A 16,502-nucleotide genomic window follows, 5' to 3' on the forward strand; every position below is an offset into this window, starting at 1 on the left:
GCGCCACCGGCCGGTCGGGGGCTCAGTTGGGGATAACGGTCGACCCGCCGGCGGTGCGCTCCCCGGGGCCGTCAGGGACGCCCGGAGCCCACGATCCGCAGCGCGCCGGGCACCGCCTCGGCGCGCACCGGCAGCGCGGCCACCGGCTCCCCGTCGGCGCAGGTGGTCAGCCCCACGCCGGCGAGCTCCACCCGCGCGGCGCGGTGCACCGTGACGGCGGGGTGCCCGACGTGCGTGCCCTCCGTCAGCCGCGGCCGGGTGCGCACCAGCTCCCGGCGCGACACCGGCCCCACCACGGTGACGTCGAGCCGGCCGTCGGCGGGGTCGGCGGCCGGGCACACCCGCATGCCCCCGCCGTACCAGGCGGTGTTGCCGACGGCGACCAGCGTGACCGGCAGCGTCCGCGCCTCCCCGTCCAGGGTCAGGGTGACCTCGCGGGGCCGCAGCCGGGCCAGCTCGGCGAGGATCGCGACGTCGTAGCGGCGCGGCCCGCGCGGCCAGCGCAGCCGGTTGGCCCGGTCGGTGACCGCCGAGTCGAAGCCGCAGCACAGCACGGTGGCCCACCAGCGCCCGGCGGTGCGGCCGGCGTCGAGGGCCCGCACCACGCCCTCCCGCAGGTCCGCGGCGGCCGCGGTGGCGGCGGTGACCGGCTCGGGCGGCACGCCGAGGGCGAGCGCCAGGTCGTTGCCGGTGCCGGCCGGGACGACGGCCAGCGGCGTGCCGGTGCCGGCGACCGCCTGCAGCGCGGCGTGCACGGCGCCGTCCCCGCCGATCGCGACGACGGCGCCGGTGCCGGCCGCCACCGCGCCGGCCGCGGCCCGCTCGGCCTCGGCGCGGGTGCCGGCCGCGAGCACCGTGGGGGTGAGCCCGCCCCGGCGCAGCGCGTCGAGGACGGCCGCGGACACGGTGCGGGCGCGGCCCCGGCCGGCGGCGGCGCTGACGAGGACGGCGACGTCCACCCGGGTCTCCTCCCCTGCGCCTCCGGCGGGCGGCGGCCCAGGCTACGGCCCGCCCCCGGGGCCGCCGCACCCTCCCCGCGGCGAAGACCGCGCCGGTCGGAGGCCGGTCGAGCCGCCCGGGGCCGCGGGGCCCCGGCGCGGCTCAGCGGCGGGAGGTGTCCGCCGGGGCGGCGCCGGGCAGCAGGTCCTCGCGGCGGGTCGGGGCGGCGTCGAGGTCGGAGGGCCGCGCGTCCAGCGGGGAGGCGTCGTCGTCGGGCACGTCGTGGAAGTGCTGCACCGCCTCCCGGCGGGCCCGGCGCCGGTCCACGAACCGGGCGACCTGGATGGCCAGCTCGAACAGCACCACCATCGGCAGCGCCATGGCGAGCATGGTGAACGGGTCCTGGGTGGGGGTGACGAACGCGGCGAAGACGATGGTCAGGAAGAAGATCCACCGCCGGCTGCGCGCCAGCGCGGCGTGCGAGAGGACGCCGACCAGGTTCAGCGCCACCGCGATCAGCGGCAGCTCGAAGCTCAGCCCGAAGGCGACCAGCAGGCTGATCACGAAGCCGAGGTAGTCCGGCGCGGTCAGCTGGAAGGCCACCTCGTCACCGGCGAGCTCCAGCAGCAGCTCCAGGCCCTTGTAGAGGGTGACGTAGGCCAGCACCGCGCCGAGGGCGAACAGCGTCGTGGAGACGGCGACGAAGGTGATCGCGTAGCGCTTCTCGTTGCGCTTGAGCCCCGGGGTGATGAACGCCCACAGCTGCCACAGCCAGAACGGGCTGGACAGCACCGCCCCGGCGATCAGGCCGATCTTCAGCCGCAGCAGCACCCCGCCGAAGACGTCGAGGACCACCAGCGAGCAGCTCTCGTCGCCCTGGAAGCGCAGGTCGGCGGGCAGCGAGCAGTAGGGCTCGCTGAGGAAGGTCAGCAGCCCGTGGTCGTACCAGAGGAAGCCGACGACGGTGCCCAGCGCGAGCGCCAGCAGGGCCTTGGCGACGCGGTTGCGCAGCTCGGTGAGGTGCGCGACGAGGGTCATCGTCGCCTCGGGGTCCCGCGGCGCCCGCCGCCGGCGGCGGCGCAGGGAGGGACCGCTCACGTCGCTGCCCCGGGAGGCGGTCAGCGGGCGTCGGCGGCGCCGGGCTGCGCGGCGCGCGCCCGCAGCTCGGCGGCGCGGGCCTCGGCGGCGGCCGCCTCGGCCTCGAGCTGGGCGCGCCGGTCCCGGTCGGCGGCGTCGAGCGCGGCCGGCGGCAGCGCCGCGGACGGGCCCGCGGTGCGGTCGTCGTCCTTCATGCCCTTCATCTCGCCCTTGAAGATGCGCAGCGAGCGGCCCAGCGAGCGCGAGGCGTCGGGCAGCTTCTTGTACCCGAACAGCAGCAGGATCGCGAGGATGATCAGGATGATCTCGGGCGCACCGAGAGACATGTGTCCTCCAGGTTCAGCAGGCGTGCCTGATGCTACGCCGGGAGGGGTGCGTCCCCGGGGCGCCCGGCGGACGGCCGCCGTCGGTTCAGCGCGCGTCCGCGGGCCGTTCACCGGCCTGCAGCGCGGCGGCGCGGGCGGCGGTGGCCGCGGCCTGCTCGAGCACCGGCCGCACCTCCCGCTCGGCGGCCTGCAGCTCCCGGCCCAGCCGCCGGAACGCCCCGACCAGGCCGTACCCGATCGAGCCGAGGACGACCAGCGACACGACGACGGCGGCGATCCACACGACGAGCAGCAGCACGGCGCGAGCCTAGGCGCCGGGGCTCAGGCGCCGTACCGGGCGAGGGCCGCGCGCGCGTCGGCGGCGACCGCCGCGGCGAGCTCCGCCGGCTCGTCGACGGTCGCCGCGCCGCCCAGGGACGCGACCAGCCGGCGCGCCCAGGCCAGGTCGTGGGTGCGCAGCGCGACCGCCAGCCCACCCGGCGGGTCCTCCACCTCGCGGACGTCCTCCACCGGGTAGTACTCGGCCACCCAGCGGGCGGTGCGGGCCAGCCGCAGCCGCACCACCGGCGCGCCGGGCGCGGGCTGGTACAGGCCGGACTCCACGTCCCGCGGCGCGGCCTGCGGCGGCGGGGCGGCCGGCTCGTCGAGCACCTCGACGTCGTCGATGCGGTCCAGCCGGAACAGCCGGACGCCGGCCACCTCCCGCGACCACGCCTCCAGGTACCAGCGGCCGTCGACCAGCAGCAGCCGCATCGGGTCGACGGTCCGCTCGGTGCGCTCGTCGCGGGTGGGCACGTAGTAGTGCAGGTGCAGCGCCCGGCCCCGCTCGAGCCCCTGCCGGACGACGGCGAGCGCCTGCTCGCGGGCGTCGACGCTGAGCGCCACCGGGGTGACCCGCTCGGCGGCGTGCCCGGCGGCGGCCGACACCTTGGCCAGCGCCCGGCTCACCGCCTCCTGCTCGGCCAGCCCGGGCAGGTCCAGCAGCGTGCGCAGCGCCACCACCAGCGCGACCGCCTCGTCGGTGGTCAGCCGCAGCGGGCGGACCATCCCGGCGGTGAAGGTGACCCGCACCCGGTCGCCCTCGAAGGACAGGTCGATGAGGTCGCCGGGGCCGTAGCCGGGCAGGCCGCACATCCACAGCAGCTCGAGGTCGCGGCGCAGCTGCCGCTCGGGCACGCCGAAGTCGCGGGCCACCTCGGCCAGCGGCACGCCCTCGGGCCGGGCGGTGAGGTACGGGACGAGCGAGAGCAGCCGGGTCATCCGCTCGTTGGTGGCCGGGCTGGTCATCGCTCCCCCATGGCGGCCAGGCGGGTCAGCCGCTCGACGACCGCGTCGCGGACCGCCGCCGGGGACTCGACGACCACGTCGGGGCCGTAGGCGGTCAGCTGGTCGGCCAGCCGCCACGGCTCCGTGGTGCGCAGCTGCAGCCGGTCCTCCCCGTCCGGGCCGGCGCCCAGCGGGGTCGCCCAGCGGCGCAGCCCGACGGCGGTGCCCGGGCGGGCGCGCACGACCACCAGCTGCTCCTCGCCCCGGCCGCCGAACTGGCCGGCGACGATCCCGGCGAGGTCGAGGTCCGGCGGCGGCTCGAAGGCGTTCTCCGGCCCGGTCGCCCGCGGCGTGCCGACCACCCGGGACAGCCGGAACACCCGCGGGGCCTGCCGGTCCAGGTCCAGCCCCACCAGGTACCAGCGGCCGTGCCAGGCGACGACGCCCCAGGGCTGCACGTGCCGGCGGGCCGGGGCGTCCTCGTCGGGACGGCGGTAGTCGAACTGCAGCACCCGGCGGTCGCGGGCGGCGGCGTAGCAGGGCTCGAACGCCGGCTCGTCGGAGTCCAGCCGCGGCTGGATCGGCAGCCGGGTCGGGTCGACGTCGACGCCGGCGGCGCGCAGCTTCACCAGCGCGCTGTGCGCGGCCCCGGCCAGCTGCGCGGACTCCCACAGCCGCAGCGCCAGGCCGACGGCGGCGGCCTCCTCGCCGGTGAGGGTGATCTCGGGCAGCTCGTAGTCGGCGCGGGCGATGCGGTAGCCGTCCTCGGTGTCGAAGACGCTGGTGCGGCCGGTCTCCAGCGGGATGCCCATCTCGCGCAGGTCGGCCTTGTCCCGCTCGAACATCCGCTTGAACGCCTCGTCGGCGCGGGCGGTGCCGTCGTCGGGCTCGTAACCGGGGACGGTCGCCCGGATCCGCGCCGCCGTCACGTACTGGCGGGTGCCCAGCAGCGCGATGACCAGGTTGACCAGCCGCTCCGCCCGCTTCGCCGACACGCGCCCCAGCCTAGACACAGGACCGCCTGGCCCCCGCTGCTCGCACGCGCGCAGCGGGCCCCTGCGGGGAGCCACGGGGGCGCGGGGGGCACCGGGGTCCTTACGCTCGCCCCGTGGGGGAACGGACGACTGCGCAACGGATCCGCTGGCGACGCGGCACGGTGACCGCGACCGGGAGGAGCTGGCGCGACGCGCTGGAGCTCACCGTCGAGGTGCCCGGCGACGGCGCGGTGCGCTCGCTGGCGCACCCGTCGCTGGTGGGGGTGCCCGAGGTCGGCGACGAGGTGCTGCTCAACACCACCGCGTGGGCGCAGCGGCTGGGCACCGGCGGGTACGCGCTCGTCGTCGCCGTCCCCGACCGGCTGCCGCCGGACCCCACCGGCCCCGGCCACCTGGTCAAGGCCCGGTACACCCCGCTGCAGGTCAGCGTGCAGGGCGTGGACGAGCAGGGCACCGAGCACCACGACACCATCGCCGCGGCCGAGGACCTGGGCGGGATGCCGGTCGTCGTCGCGGACCTGCACTCGGCGCTGCCGGCCGTGCTCATCGGCCTGTTCGCCACCGACCCCGACCTCCGGGTCGCCTACGTCATGACCGACGGCGGCGCCCTGGTGGCCGGGTTCTCCCGGACGCTGCACACGCTGGCGCCGTCGCTGGCCGGGGTGGTCACCGTGGGGCAGGCCTTCGGCGGCGACCTGGAGGCGGTCACCCTGCACACCGGCCTGCTCGCCGCGAGGCACGTGCTCGGCGCGGACGTCGCCGTGGTCACCCAGGGGCCGGGCAACCTGGGCACCGGCACTCCCTGGGGCTTCTCCGGGGTCGCGGCCGGGGAGGCGTGCAACGCCGTCAGCGTGCTCGGCGGGGAGCCGATCGGCGCCCTGCGGATCTCCGACGCCGACCCGCGCCCCCGCCACCGCGGCGTCTCCCACCACTCGCTGACCGCGTTCGGCCGGGTGGCCCTGGCCGGGGTGACGCTGGTGGCCCCGCGCGGGCTGGGCTCGGAGCTCGGCCGGCAGGTCGAGGAGGACCTGGCCGGCCAGCCCGAGCGCAACCGGGTGGTGTGGGTCGACGTCGAGGGGCTGGACGAGGCGCTGCAGCTGTCGCCGGTGACGCTGTCGACGATGGGCCGCGGCTGGCCCGAGGAGCGCGCCTACTTCCTCGCCGCCGCGGCCGCCGGCCGCTACGCCGCCGTCCGGGTGCCCCTGCCCGACGAGGCCTGACCGGGCAGGTCCGCGGACCCGCCCGGGCGGGTCCGCGGACGTGTCCGGTCACATCGACGCGATGAGCTTCTCCACGCGCTCGTCGACGCTCTTGAACGGGTCCTTGCACAGCACGGTGCGCTGGGCCTGGTCGTTGAGCTTGAGGTGCACCCAGTCGACGGTGAAGTCGCGCCGCTTCTCCTGGGCCTTGCGGATGAACTCCCCGCGCAGCTTGGCCCGGGTGGTCTGCGGCGGCACGTTCTTGGCCTCGAACACCCGCGGCTCGTGCGCCACCCGCTCCACCTGGCCGTTGCGCTCGAGCAGGTAGTACAGCCCGCGCCGGCGGGAGATGTCGTGGTAGGCCAGGTCCATCTGGGCCACCCGCGGCGAGGACAGCGACAGGCCCCGCTTGCCCCGGTACCGCTCGATCAGCGACAGCTTGGTGGCCCAGTCGATCTCCCGGTCGATGAGGGAGAGGTCCTCGGTGTCGACGGCCTTGAGCACCCGCCCCCACAGCTCCAGCATCTGCCGGTGCACCGGGCCGAAGCCCTCCCGGTCGACGAACTCCGCGGCGCGCGAGTGGTACTCCCCCTGGATCTCCAGCGCGCTCATCTCCCGGCCGTTGGCCAGGCGCACCTTCCGGCGGCCGGTGACGTCGTGGCTGATCTCCCGGATGGCGCGGATCGGGTTCTCCAGCGCCATGTCCCGGATCGGCACGCCGGCCTCGATCATCCGCAGCACCAGGTCGGTGATGGTGACCTTGAGCAGCGTCGTCGTCTCGTTCATGTTCGAGTCACCGACGATCACGTGCAGCCGCCGGTACCGCTCGGCGTCGGCGTGCGGCTCGTCGCGGGTGTTGATGATCGGCCGCGAGCGGGTGGTCGCCGAGGACACGCCCTCCCAGATGTGCTCGGCGCGCTGGCTGACGCAGTAGATCGCCCCGCGCGGGGTCTGCAGCACCTTGCCCGCGCCGACGATCAGCTGCCGGCTGACCAGGAACGGGATGAGCACGTCGGCCAGCCGGGAGAACTCCCCGTGCCGGCCGACGCAGTAGTTCTCGTGGCAGCCGTAGCTGTTGCCCGCCGAGTCGGTGTTGTTCTTGAACAGGTAGATGTCGCCGGTGACGCCCTCCTCGGCCAGCCGCTGCTCGGCGTCGACCAGCAGGCCCTCGAGGATCCGCTCACCGGCCTTGTCGTGGACGACGAGCTCGGTGAGGTCGTCGCACTCGGCGGTGGCGTACTCGGGGTGGCTGCCGACGTCGAGGTACAGCCGCGAGCCGTTGCGCAGGAACACGTTGGAGCTGCGCCCCCACGACACGACCCGCCGGAACAGGTAGCGGGCCACCTCGTCCGGGGACAGCCGCCGCTGCCCGCGGAAGGTGCACGTGACGCCGTACTCGGTCTCGATCCCGAAGATCCGTCGGTCCACGGACCGAGCCTAGGCGCCGGATGCGACTCCGGCCGGTTCCCGGGCGTCCCTTCGACGGCGCCGGTCAGCTGCTCCCGTCGGTGCCGCCGCCGACGCCGTCGGCCGGGCCCGGCTGGGGGCCGCTGCCCTCACCCGACCCGCCGGTGCCGCCGGCGGTGTCCGGCGCGGCGGGGTCGCCGAGACCGGCCGGGGTGCCCGGCTGCGGCGCGCTGGGGACGTGCGCGTGGGTGGTGCCCTCGGGGGCGGCCTCGCCGGCGCTGCGGTCGCCGAGCAGGGTGCCCAGCGCCGCGCCGACGACCCGGCGGAAGGCCCGCTTGGGCCGGCGGCGGTCCAGGACGGCGACCTCGAGCTGGCCGGCCGGCAGCAGGCCGCCGTCGCCGTTGCCCGACATCGCGGGGCTGGACGCCGACAGCGCGCGGACGCCGGTCATCAGCGCGTCGCGCAGCGCCATGCCGGAGCGGAAGTCCTCCCGCAGGCGGCCGGTGACGGCCTCGGCCTGCCCGCCCATGACCACGAAGTCCGGCTCGTCGACGACCGACCCGTCGAAGGTCAGCCGGTACAGCTGGTCCTGCTCGGCGGTCTCGCCGACCTCGGCGACGCAGAGCTCCACCTCGTAGGGCTTCATCTGCTCGGTGAAGATCGCCCCGAGGGTCTGCGCGTAGGCGTTGGCGATGACCCGGCCGGTGACGTCGCGGCGGTTGTAGGAGTAGCCGCGGACGTCGGCCAGGCGCACGCCGGCCACCCGCAGGCTCTCGAACTCGCTGTACCGGCCGACCGCGGCGAAGCCGATCCGGTCGTAGATCTCGCCGACCTTGTGCAGCGTGGAGCTGGGGTTCTCGGCGATGAACAGCACGCCGTCGGCGTAGGTGAGGACGGCGACGCTGCGGCCGCGGGAGATGCCCTTGCGGGCGTACTCCGAGCGGTCGCGCATGAGCTGCTCGGGCGAGGCGTAGTACGGCATGGTCATGGCGCTCAGCCCTGCCCCTCGGCGGCGGCCCGCTCGTCGACGATGGTCTTCGCGACGGCGGCGACCTCGTCGTCGGTCAGGCGGACGGCGCCCTCGGCGTCGACGCGGTAGACGATCGGGTACAGCCGGCGCACCGGGTCGGGGCCGCCGGTGGCCGAGTCGTCGTCGGCGGCGTCGTAGAGGGCCTCGACCAGGCTGCGGGTGGCGTCCTCGCCGCTCAGCCCCGGCCGCCAGGTCTTCTTCAGCGAGTTCCGGGCGAACAGCGAGCCGGAGCCGACGGCGGCGTAGCCGCGCTCCTCGTAGTTCCCGCCGGTGACGTCGTAGCTGAAGATCCGGCCCGGGCTGGCGCCGGGAGCGGCGTCGAGGTCGAAGCCGGCGAACAGCGGGACCACGGCCAGGCCCTGCAGCGCGGCGCCGAGGTTGCCGCGGATCATCTGGGCCAGCCGGTTGGCCTTGCCGTCGAGGCTGAGGGTCAGCCCCTCGATCTTCTCGTAGTGCTCGAGCTCGACCTGGTAGAGCCGGACCATCTCGATCGCGATGCCCGCGGCGCCGGCGATGCCGATCACCGACCAGGTGTCGGCCGGGTACACCTTCTCGATGTCGCGGCTGGAGATCAGGTTGCCCATGGTGGCCCGGCGGTCGCCGCCCATGAGGACGCCGCCGTCGTAGGTGACGGAGACGATCGTGGTGCCGTGCGGGGTGAGGTCGCCGGCGTGCACCGACGGCAGCGGGCGCCGCCCGGGCAGCAGGTCGGGGGCCGCCTGGGCGAGGAAGTCGGTGAACGAGGAGCCCACCCGGTCCAGGTAGGCGGGCGGGAAGCCGCTCCGGCCGGTGTGCGACTGGGTCAACCCGTCCACCCTCTCCGCGCCCCTCGCGGGGTGCTCCTCGACGTGCCGCGGACGTGCCGCGGCGGCTCGTCGCCGACCCTACCGGCGCGGCTGGCAGGCCACCCGGGGCGCGCGTCAGCACGGCTCCGGGGCGGCGACCCCGCCGGTAGAACGTCCGTCAGGCGCCGCCGGCCGGGCTCCCACCGCCCAGGAGCCGGCGCAGCATCCGACCGGCCTCCTCGTGGGAGCCGGTCGCCTTCCGTGCCCGGACCCGGTGCAGCTCGACGTAGTCGGCAGCGGCTCTCATCAAGGAGGGGTCGTCCCGGAAGAGGCCCAGTGCGAGGTTGCACCGCTCGCACAACAACGCCCGCGTCAGGTTCGTCGCGTGGTCGTGGTCGATGTGGCCGGGCCGGGGATCACCACAGAGGGCGCACCTGTCGGACTGCTTGGCACGCAGGTCGTCGATCCCCGCTCGGTCCAGGCCGTAGCGCTGGGCGTAGTAGCGGTTCATGTCCGCCTCGCGTTTGCAGGGCTTGCACCTGCTGCCGAACCCCGACGCTGTCGTCGCACTCCGCACGTAGTCCTCGTGTGCGACCGCCTTCCGGCAGGACGGACACCACCGGAAGCCGTCGGGCACCCATGAGTGGTCCCGGACCTCGCGACCCTCGCAACGACGGGCGTTCCGGTACCACTCCCTGCTCCGCGCGCGGTTGCAGCTCAGGCAGTAAAAGGAGAGCCCGTCCGGCTGCGTCCGGTTCCGGCCGAACTCCTCGTCCGCCTTCGTCGCGCCGCACTCGGGACAGGTCTTCACCCCGGGCAGCTATGACTTCAGGTAGCCAGACGGCTACTCTCCGCCCTTCTGCACGTAGCTCCTCACGAACTCCTCGGCGTTCTCCTCGAGGACGTCGTCGATCTCGTCGAGGATGGCGTCGACGTCCTCGGACATCTCCTTGTGCCGCTCGGCGACCTCGGTGTCGACCGAGGCCTCGACCTCGTCGCTCTCCTCGCGCGTGCGCGTGGCCCGCTGCTGCCCGCCGGTGTCCCTGGTGGCCATGTGCCCTCCCCTGGTGCGCGCCGAGTGCGTGCTGCTGCCGAAACTACCCGCACGTACCGACACCCGGCGGCCTCAGCGGGCCGCGCCCAGCCGCGCCAGCAGCGACGCGCGGATCGCCGGGCGCGAGCCGAACACGAGCAGGAACACCGCCTCGCGCGCCGTCCGCTCGGCCACGGAGCCGGCGCGCGCGGCGCCGCTGCCCGTCGCCACCACCAGCGCCCCGGCCGCCCGGTGCGCCAGGGCCGCCGCGGCGGCCCGCGCCTCCGGGAGCTCGCCCGGACCGGCCGCGTCGAGCCGGGCGCGCGCGTCGGTCAGGTCGTCGTCCAGGGGGGAGGAGCCGACCAGCCGGGCGCACCGCCGGACCAGCCCCAGCGCCAGCGAGCCGTTGAGCCGCAGCCCGGCCGCGTCGCCCGCCCGGACCCCGGCCAGCGGGGTCGCACCCAGCAGCCGGCCGGCGGGCACCCGGTGGCCGCGCAGGTGCAGCTCGACCGTCGCGCTGGCCTGCACCGCCACCAGCGGCTGCGGCACCGCCGCGAGCGTCGGCCCCTCCACCGCGTCGGCCAGCAGGAACGCGACGTCGTCGCCGTCGCGGGCGGCCACCAGCAGCACGTCGACCAGACCCCAGCCGGTCACCCACGGCACCGCGCCGTCGAGCACGAGGTCGCCGCCGTCCCGGCGCAGCGTCACGGGCGGGGCGTCCGGGCGGGTCGCGGCCTGCAGCGCGATCCCGGCCCGCCGCCGCCCGGCGCACAGGCCGGCCAGCAGCTCCGGGTGCGCCCCGGAGGCGGCCAGCCGCCCGACGACGCCGTGGTGCTGCAGCCACACGAACGCGGTGGCGAGGTCGCCGGCCGCCAGCTCCTCGACCACGGCCGCCAGCGTCGCGCCGTCGCCGTCCAGGCCGCCGGCCTCCGCGGGCCCCACCAGGCCGTACAGCCCGGCGGCGGCGAGCGCGTCGAGGTGGCCGCGCGGGAGGACGCCGGTGGCGTCGACGTCGGCGGCCGCGGGCGCGAGCAGGTCCTCGGCCAGCGCCCGGGCGACCTGGACCGGGGCGGCCACTAGGAGCCGGTGATGGTGTCGACCAGCTCCTGCGCGCTCGCCGTGGACTCGAACAGCAGGCCCACGTGGTCGCGGGTGCCGCGCAGCGGCTCCATCGTCGGGATGCGCACCAGGTTCTCCCGGCCGAGGTCGAACACCACGGAGTCCCACGACGCCGCGGCCACCTGCGCCGGGAAGCGCCGCAGGCACTCGCCGCGGAAGAAGGCGCGGGTGTCGGCCGGCGGGGTGACCATCGCCCGGGTCACCTCGTCGTCGGTGAGCAGCCGCTGCATCGAGCCGCGGGCCACCAGCCGGTGGTAGAGCCCCTTCTCGGGGCGGACGTCGGAGTACTGCAGGTCCACCAGCTGCAGCCGCGAGTCGCCCCAGGACAGCCCGTCGCGGGAGCGGTAGCCCTCCAGCAGCCGCAGCTTGGCCGGCCAGTCCAGCCGGTCGGCCAGGCGCATCGGGTCGGTGCCGAGGTCGTCGAGGACCTCGGCCCAGCGGCGCAGCACGTCGGTGGTCTGCCCGTCGGCCTCCCCGTTCCGGTCGACGAAGCGCTCGGCGTGGTCGAGGTAGACGCGCTGCAGGTCGAGCGCGGTCATCCGCCGCCCGTCGCGCAGCCGCACCTGCGTGGCCAGCGACGGGTCGTGGCTGACCGCCTGCAGCGTGGCGACCGGCTCCTCGAGCGAGAGGTCCTCGCGCAGCGCCCGCGCCTCGATCATCGCCAGCACCAGCGACGTCGTCCCGACCTTGAGGTAGGTCGACAGCTCGGCGAGGTTGGCGTCGCCGATGATCACGTGCAGGCGGCGGTACTCGTCGGGGTTGGCGTGCGGCTCGTCGCGGGTGTTGATGATCGGCCGCTTGAGCGTCGTCTCCAGGCCCACCTCGACCTCGAAGAAGTCCGCCCGGGAGGAGATCTGGAAGCCCTGGGTGCGGCCCTCGGTGCCGATGCCCACGCGGCCGGCGCCGGCGAACACCTGCCGGGTCACGAAGAACGGGATCAGGCCGCGGATGATGTCGATGAACGGCGTCCGCCGGTCCATCAGGTAGTTCTCGTGCGCGCCGTAGCTGGCGCCCTTGCCGTCGGTGTTGTTCTTGTACAGCTGGATCGGCTGGGTGCCGGGGATGCGCGCGGCCCGGCGGGCCGCCTCGGCCATCACCCGCTCCCCCGCCTTGTCCCAGAGGACGACGTCGCGGGGGTTGGTGACCTCCGGCGTCGAGTACTCCGGGTGCGCGTGGTCGACGTAGAGCCGGGCGCCGTTGGTGAGGATGACGTTGGCCATCCCCGAGTCCTCGTCGAGGTCGGTGTGGTCCAGGGCCTGCGCCGGGGACAGGTCGAAGCCGCGGGCGTCGCGCAGCGGCGACTCCTCCTCGAAGTCCCAGCGCGGGCGGCGGCGGGTCGGGGCGTCGGCGACGGCCCAGGCGTTGACCACCTGGCTGGACAGGGTGGTCGGGTTGGCGGTGGGCTGCCCGGGCACCGAGATGCCGTACTCCACCTCGGTGCCCATGACCCGCCGGACGCTCATGCCCCGAGCCTAGGCCGCGGTCGCCGGACGCGAGGATGACCGGGTGAGACCGCCACCCCTGGGCCTGCTGCTCGACGTCGACGGCCCGGTCGCCAGCCCGGTGACCCGGACGGTCGCCCCGGCGCTGCTGGAGGACCTGCGGGCGCTGCTGGCCGCGGGCGTCCCCGTGGTGCTCAACACCGGCCGGTCGGCGGAGTTCGTCGGCGAGCGCGTCCTGGCGCCGCTGGCCGCGGCCGGCCTGCCGGGCGGGGCCCGGCTGCACGCGGTCTGCGAGAAGGGCGGCGTCTGGACGTCGGCGGGCCCGGACGGGGCGGGCGAGGTCCACGTCGACCCCGCCCTCGCCGTCCCCGACGTCTGCCGCGCCCTGCTCGCCGACCTGGTGGGCGACGGCTACGGCGACGCGGTGTTCCTCGACGACACGAAGCGGACGATGGCCACGGTGGAGGCGCGCACCGACGTCCCGGCCGCCGTCTACGCCGAGCGGCAGCGGGCCTTCGACGCCGACCTGCTCGCCGGCCTGGTGACCGCGGGACTCGGCGTGCGGCTGGGCGACCGCGACCACCCCGACGCGGCGGGCCGGACGCCGTGGCGGATCGACCCGTCGGTGATCGCGACCGACGTGGAGTCGGTGCTCGCGGGCAAGGCCCGGGGGGCCCGGCGCGCGCTGGAGCTGCTGCGGGCCGACGGGCCCCTCCCCCGGCTCTGGCACACCGTCGGGGACTCCGCCACCGACTACGCGATGGCCGACCACCTGCACGGCCTCGGGTTCGACGTCGTCCACGTCGACGTCGGCCCCCGGGCGCCGCTCCACCGGCCGTATCCGGTGCGCACGGTGCCGGGTGCCACCTACGAGGCCGCCGGCGGAGCGCACCTGCGCGCGCTGGCCGCCCGGCTGGGCTGACCGCGCCGGTGGCCCGGCTCCCGCGACGGGGAGCCGGGCCACCGGCGGCCGGGCCGGACTACAGGTACTGGCCGGTGTTGGTCGCGGTGTCGATGGCGCGGCCGGAGTCGCTGCCCTTGCCGCTGATCAGCGTGCGGATGTAGACGATCCGCTCGCCCTTCTTGCCCGAGATCCGCGCCCAGTCGTCGGGGTTGGTGGTGTTGGGCAGGTCCTCGTTCTCCTTGAACTCGTCGACGCAGGCCTGCATCAGGTGGCCGACCCGCAGGCCCGCCGTCCCCGTCTCCAGGTTCTCCTTGATGGCCATCTTCTTGGCCCGGTCGACGATGTTCTGCAGCATGGCGCCGGAGTTGAAGTCCTTGAAGTACAGGACCTCCTTGTCCCCGTTGGCGTAGGTGACCTCGAGGAAGCGGTTCTCCTCGCTCTCGGTGTACATCCGCTCGACGGTGCGCTGGATCATCGCCTGGATGGTGGCCTCGGCGCTGCCGCCGTTCTCGGCGAGGTCGTCGGCGTGGATGGGCAGCGTCGGCGTCAGGTACTTGCTGAAGATGTCGCGCGCGGCCTCGGCGTCGGGCCGCTCGATCTTGATCTTCACGTCCAGCCGGCCGGGCCGCAGGATCGCCGGGTCGATCATGTCCTCGCGGTTGGAGGCGCCGATGACGATGACGTTCTCCAGGCCCTCGACGCCGTCGATCTCGCTGAGCAGCTGCGGGACGATCGTCGACTCGACGTCGGAGGACACGCCCGACCCGCGGGTGCGGAAGATCGAGTCCATCTCGTCGAAGAACACGATGACCGGGGTGCCCTCGCCGGCCTTCTCCCGGGCCCGCTGGAACACCAGCCGGATGTGCCGCTCCGTCTCGCCGACGTACTTGTTGAGCAGCTCCGGACCCTTGATGTTGAGGAAGTAGGACTTGGCCTGCCCCTCCCCCTTCACCGCGGAGACCTTCTTGGCCAGCGAGTTGGCCACCGCCTTGGCGATGAGCGTCTTGCCGCAGCCGGGCGGGCCGTAGAGCAGGATGCCCTTCGGCGGGCGCAGCTCGTACTCGCGGAACAGGTCCGCGTGCAGGAACGGCAGCTCGACGGCGTCGCGGATCTGCTCGATCTGCCGGGCCAGGCCGCCGATGTCGGAGTAGTCGATGTCAGGGACCTCCTCGAGGACGAGTTCCTCGACCTCGCTCTTGGGGATCCGCTCGTACACGTAGCCCGACCGCGACTCCAGCAGCAGCGAGTCGCCGACCCGCAGCGGCTGGCCGGTGAGCGAGTCGGCCAGGTAGACCACCCGCTCCTCGTCGGTGTGGCCGATGACCAGGGCCCGCGGCGTCACGCCGTCGATCGGCTCCAGCAGCTCCTTGAGCATGACGACGTCGCCCTGCTTCTCGTAGCCGAGCGCCTCGACGACGTTCATCGCCTCGTTGAGCATGACCTCCTGGCCGGGCCGCAGCTCCTCGGCCTCCACGGCCGGGGACACCGAGACGCGCAGCTTGCGGCCGCCGGTGAAGACGTCGACCGTGCCGTCGTCGTGCCGCCCGAGGTAGACCCCGTAGCCCGACGGCGGCTGACCGAGCCGGTCGATCTCCTCCTTGAGCGTGAGCAGCTGCTCCCGGGCCTCGCGCAGGGTGCCGGCGAGCTTGTCGTTGCGCTCGGAGAGGAAGGCCGCGCGGCCCTCCGCCTCGGCGATCCGCTCCTCGAGCGCCCGCACCTGCCGGGGGCTGTCGGCCACCTTGCGGCGCAGGAGACCGATCTCCTCCTCAAGGTAGGAGATCTGGGAGAGCAGGGCGGAGACGTCACGTTCGCGCCGCGCTCGGAACTCGTCGGGACCGCTGACAGGACCGGGGCCCATCGCGCACCTCCGCACATCGGGGGGAGCCAGGAGGCAAATCTATACACGCCTGCCGACACCGTGCCGGGCACTCGCCGGGGCGCGACTCCCCCCGGCGGGGCTACTTCTGGGGGCGCCGCTGGCGGACCGGAGCGACCACGCCCTCGGCCAGCCGGCGGGCGGTCACGAGGAACGCGGTGTGCGCGACCATGCGGTGCTCGGGGCGCACCGCGAGGCCGACGGCGTGCCACGGGCGGACCAGCGACTCCCACGCGTAGGGCTCGGTCCACACGCCCTGCGCGCGCAGCGCCTCGACGTAGGTGGACAGCTGGGTGACCGTCGCCACGTAGCCGACGAGGACGCCGCCGGGCCGCAGCGCCGCGGCCACGGTGGGGAGCACCGCCCACGGCTCGAGCATGTCCAGGACCACCCGGTCGACGACCTCGTCGGCGGGGTGGTCGGCGAGGTCGCCCAGGCGCAGGTCCCAGGTGTCCGGCACGCCGCCGAAGAAGGCGCCGACGTTGCCGCGGGCGACGTCGGCGAAGTCCTCGCGCCGCTCGTAGCTGGTGACCCGGCCCGACGCGCCGACGGCGCGCAGCAGCGAGCAGGTGAGCGCGCCCGACCCGGCGCCGGCCTCGAGGACCCGCATCCCGGGCCCGATGTCCCCGCTGCCGACGATCTGCGCGGCGTCCTTGGGGTAGATGACCTGGGCGCCGCGCGGCATGGACAGCACGAAGTCGGCCAGCAGGGGCCGGAACGCCAGGTAGCCGGTGTTGGCCGTGGAGTGCACGACCGAGCCCTCCGGCGCGCCGATGAGGTCGTCGTGGGCGATGGCCCCGCGGTGGGTGTGGAACTGCTTGCCGGGCTCGAGGACGACGGTGTGCAGCCGGCCCTTGGGGTCGGTGAGCTGCACCCGGTCGCCGACGGCGAAGGCGCCCGGCACGCGGGCGGTGACGGCGGCCGGCCGCTCCCCGTCCGCGTTGGTGTCCACGGGCAGCGGCCCGGCGGCGGGGGCGGCGCTCGTCGCGTTCTGGCTGGGCTCGGGCTGCGGTTCCACGGGCGGCCAGCCTAGGCCAGCGGCGGGACGGGTCCGTCCGGCGCGGGCGCTCGGAACTGTCGGAG

The 16,502-nt window shown here is 75.1% G+C and carries 17 protein-coding genes; 2 read left to right on the top strand and 15 right to left on the bottom strand.

Annotated elements, in window-relative coordinates:
- Nucleotides 1-71 precede the first annotated feature (71 nt).
- From ACI8AB_RS05805 to ACI8AB_RS05830, 6 genes are all read right to left on the bottom strand, one after another.
- The gene (locus tag ACI8AB_RS05805) at nucleotides 72-959 is read right to left on the bottom strand and encodes a diacylglycerol/lipid kinase family protein (protein ID WP_456949312.1); all 888 of its coding nucleotides are present in this window, start codon (nucleotides 957-959) and stop codon (nucleotides 72-74) included.
- 142 nt (nucleotides 960-1,101) lie between these two features.
- Entirely contained in the window at nucleotides 1,102-2,037 is a 936-nt protein-coding gene (gene tatC / locus ACI8AB_RS05810) for a twin-arginine translocase subunit TatC (RefSeq protein ID WP_456949313.1), read from the bottom strand.
- Nucleotides 2,038-2,057: 20 nt separating this feature from the next.
- Nucleotides 2,058-2,363: a Sec-independent protein translocase subunit TatA gene (gene tatA, locus ACI8AB_RS05815; RefSeq protein WP_456949314.1), complete on the bottom strand. Its 306-nt coding sequence runs from the start codon at nucleotides 2,361-2,363 to the stop codon at nucleotides 2,058-2,060.
- Between the two features lie 85 nt (nucleotides 2,364-2,448).
- Nucleotides 2,449-2,661 (bottom strand): hypothetical protein, encoded by a 213-nt coding sequence (locus tag ACI8AB_RS05820; protein WP_387989699.1) that lies wholly within the window; start codon nucleotides 2,659-2,661, stop codon nucleotides 2,449-2,451.
- A gap of 23 nt (nucleotides 2,662-2,684) precedes the next feature.
- The gene (locus tag ACI8AB_RS05825) at nucleotides 2,685-3,650 is read right to left on the bottom strand and encodes a helix-turn-helix transcriptional regulator (protein ID WP_456903010.1); all 966 of its coding nucleotides are present in this window, start codon (nucleotides 3,648-3,650) and stop codon (nucleotides 2,685-2,687) included.
- A complete protein-coding gene (locus tag ACI8AB_RS05830; protein WP_456949315.1) occupies nucleotides 3,647-4,624 on the bottom strand; it encodes a helix-turn-helix transcriptional regulator in 978 nt (325 codons plus the stop codon). Before ACI8AB_RS05830 ends, ACI8AB_RS05825 begins: the two co-directional genes overlap by 4 nt.
- 161 nt (nucleotides 4,625-4,785) lie before the next feature.
- Between ACI8AB_RS05830 and ACI8AB_RS05835 the strand changes: the two genes are divergently transcribed.
- Nucleotides 4,786-5,844 (top strand): DUF3866 family protein, encoded by a 1,059-nt coding sequence (locus ACI8AB_RS05835; protein WP_456949316.1) that lies wholly within the window; start codon nucleotides 4,786-4,788, stop codon nucleotides 5,842-5,844.
- Nucleotides 5,845-5,892: 48 nt separating this feature from the next.
- On the opposite strand, the gene pafA is transcribed toward ACI8AB_RS05835, so the two are convergent.
- The 7 genes from pafA to dop all read right to left on the bottom strand — a co-directional run bounded on the left by pafA (nucleotide 5,893) and on the right by dop (nucleotide 12,660).
- Nucleotides 5,893-7,251: a Pup--protein ligase gene (pafA, locus tag ACI8AB_RS05840; RefSeq protein ID WP_387989687.1), complete on the bottom strand. Its 1,359-nt coding sequence runs from the start codon at nucleotides 7,249-7,251 to the stop codon at nucleotides 5,893-5,895.
- 64 nt (nucleotides 7,252-7,315) lie between these two features.
- Complete coding sequence (gene prcA, locus ACI8AB_RS05845; RefSeq protein ID WP_456949317.1) at nucleotides 7,316-8,218, bottom strand: proteasome subunit alpha; 903 nt, start codon at nucleotides 8,216-8,218, stop codon at nucleotides 7,316-7,318.
- A 5-nt stretch (nucleotides 8,219-8,223) separates the two neighbouring features.
- Nucleotides 8,224-9,066, bottom strand: coding sequence for a proteasome subunit beta (prcB, locus tag ACI8AB_RS05850; RefSeq protein WP_387989681.1), 843 nt, complete (start codon nucleotides 9,064-9,066; stop codon nucleotides 8,224-8,226).
- 157 nt (nucleotides 9,067-9,223) lie between these two features.
- The gene (locus tag ACI8AB_RS05855; RefSeq protein WP_456949318.1) at nucleotides 9,224-9,856 is read right to left on the bottom strand and encodes an endonuclease domain-containing protein; all 633 of its coding nucleotides are present in this window, start codon (nucleotides 9,854-9,856) and stop codon (nucleotides 9,224-9,226) included.
- Between the two features lie 33 nt (nucleotides 9,857-9,889).
- The gene (locus ACI8AB_RS05860) at nucleotides 9,890-10,099 is read right to left on the bottom strand and encodes a ubiquitin-like protein Pup (RefSeq protein ID WP_387989676.1); all 210 of its coding nucleotides are present in this window, start codon (nucleotides 10,097-10,099) and stop codon (nucleotides 9,890-9,892) included.
- A 72-nt stretch (nucleotides 10,100-10,171) separates the two neighbouring features.
- A complete protein-coding gene (locus ACI8AB_RS05865; RefSeq protein ID WP_456949319.1) occupies nucleotides 10,172-11,155 on the bottom strand; it encodes an acyl-CoA dehydrogenase family protein in 984 nt (327 codons plus the stop codon).
- A complete protein-coding gene (dop, locus tag ACI8AB_RS05870) occupies nucleotides 11,155-12,660 on the bottom strand; it encodes a depupylase/deamidase Dop (protein WP_387989670.1) in 1,506 nt (501 codons plus the stop codon). The genes ACI8AB_RS05865 and dop overlap by 1 nt, the downstream gene beginning before the upstream one ends.
- A gap of 43 nt (nucleotides 12,661-12,703) precedes the next feature.
- Between dop and ACI8AB_RS05875 the strand changes: the two genes are divergently transcribed.
- Complete coding sequence (locus ACI8AB_RS05875; protein WP_456949320.1) at nucleotides 12,704-13,561, top strand: hypothetical protein; 858 nt, start codon at nucleotides 12,704-12,706, stop codon at nucleotides 13,559-13,561.
- A 58-nt stretch (nucleotides 13,562-13,619) separates the two neighbouring features.
- Here the strand turns inward: ACI8AB_RS05875 and arc are convergent, their stop codons facing one another.
- Nucleotides 13,620-15,401, bottom strand: coding sequence for a proteasome ATPase (arc, locus tag ACI8AB_RS05880; RefSeq protein ID WP_456949321.1), 1,782 nt, complete (start codon nucleotides 15,399-15,401; stop codon nucleotides 13,620-13,622).
- 100 nt (nucleotides 15,402-15,501) lie between these two features.
- Complete coding sequence (locus tag ACI8AB_RS05885) at nucleotides 15,502-16,437, bottom strand: tRNA (adenine-N1)-methyltransferase (RefSeq protein ID WP_456949322.1); 936 nt, start codon at nucleotides 16,435-16,437, stop codon at nucleotides 15,502-15,504.
- Between the last annotated feature and the right edge of the window lie 65 nt (nucleotides 16,438-16,502).

The organism is Geodermatophilus sp. SYSU D00698, assembly GCF_054050335.1.

What these genes read in the sequence shown, in the direction of transcription:
- tatA (WP_456949314.1), bottom strand. Translation starts at nt 2,363, where the DNA reads ATGTCTCTCGGTGCGCCCGAGATCATCCTGATCATCCTCGCGATCCTG.
- ACI8AB_RS05825 (WP_456903010.1), bottom strand. Translation starts at nt 3,650, where the DNA reads ATGACCAGCCCGGCCACCAACGAGCGGATGACCCGGCTGCTCTCGCTC.
- prcA (WP_456949317.1), bottom strand. Translation starts at nt 8,218, where the DNA reads ATGACCATGCCGTACTACGCCTCGCCCGAGCAGCTCATGCGCGACCGC.
- ACI8AB_RS05860 (WP_387989676.1), bottom strand. Translation starts at nt 10,099, where the DNA reads ATGGCCACCAGGGACACCGGCGGGCAGCAGCGGGCCACGCGCACGCGC.
- dop (WP_387989670.1), bottom strand. Translation starts at nt 12,660, where the DNA reads ATGAGCGTCCGGCGGGTCATGGGCACCGAGGTGGAGTACGGCATCTCG.
- arc (WP_456949321.1), bottom strand. Translation starts at nt 15,401, where the DNA reads ATGGGCCCCGGTCCTGTCAGCGGTCCCGACGAGTTCCGAGCGCGGCGC.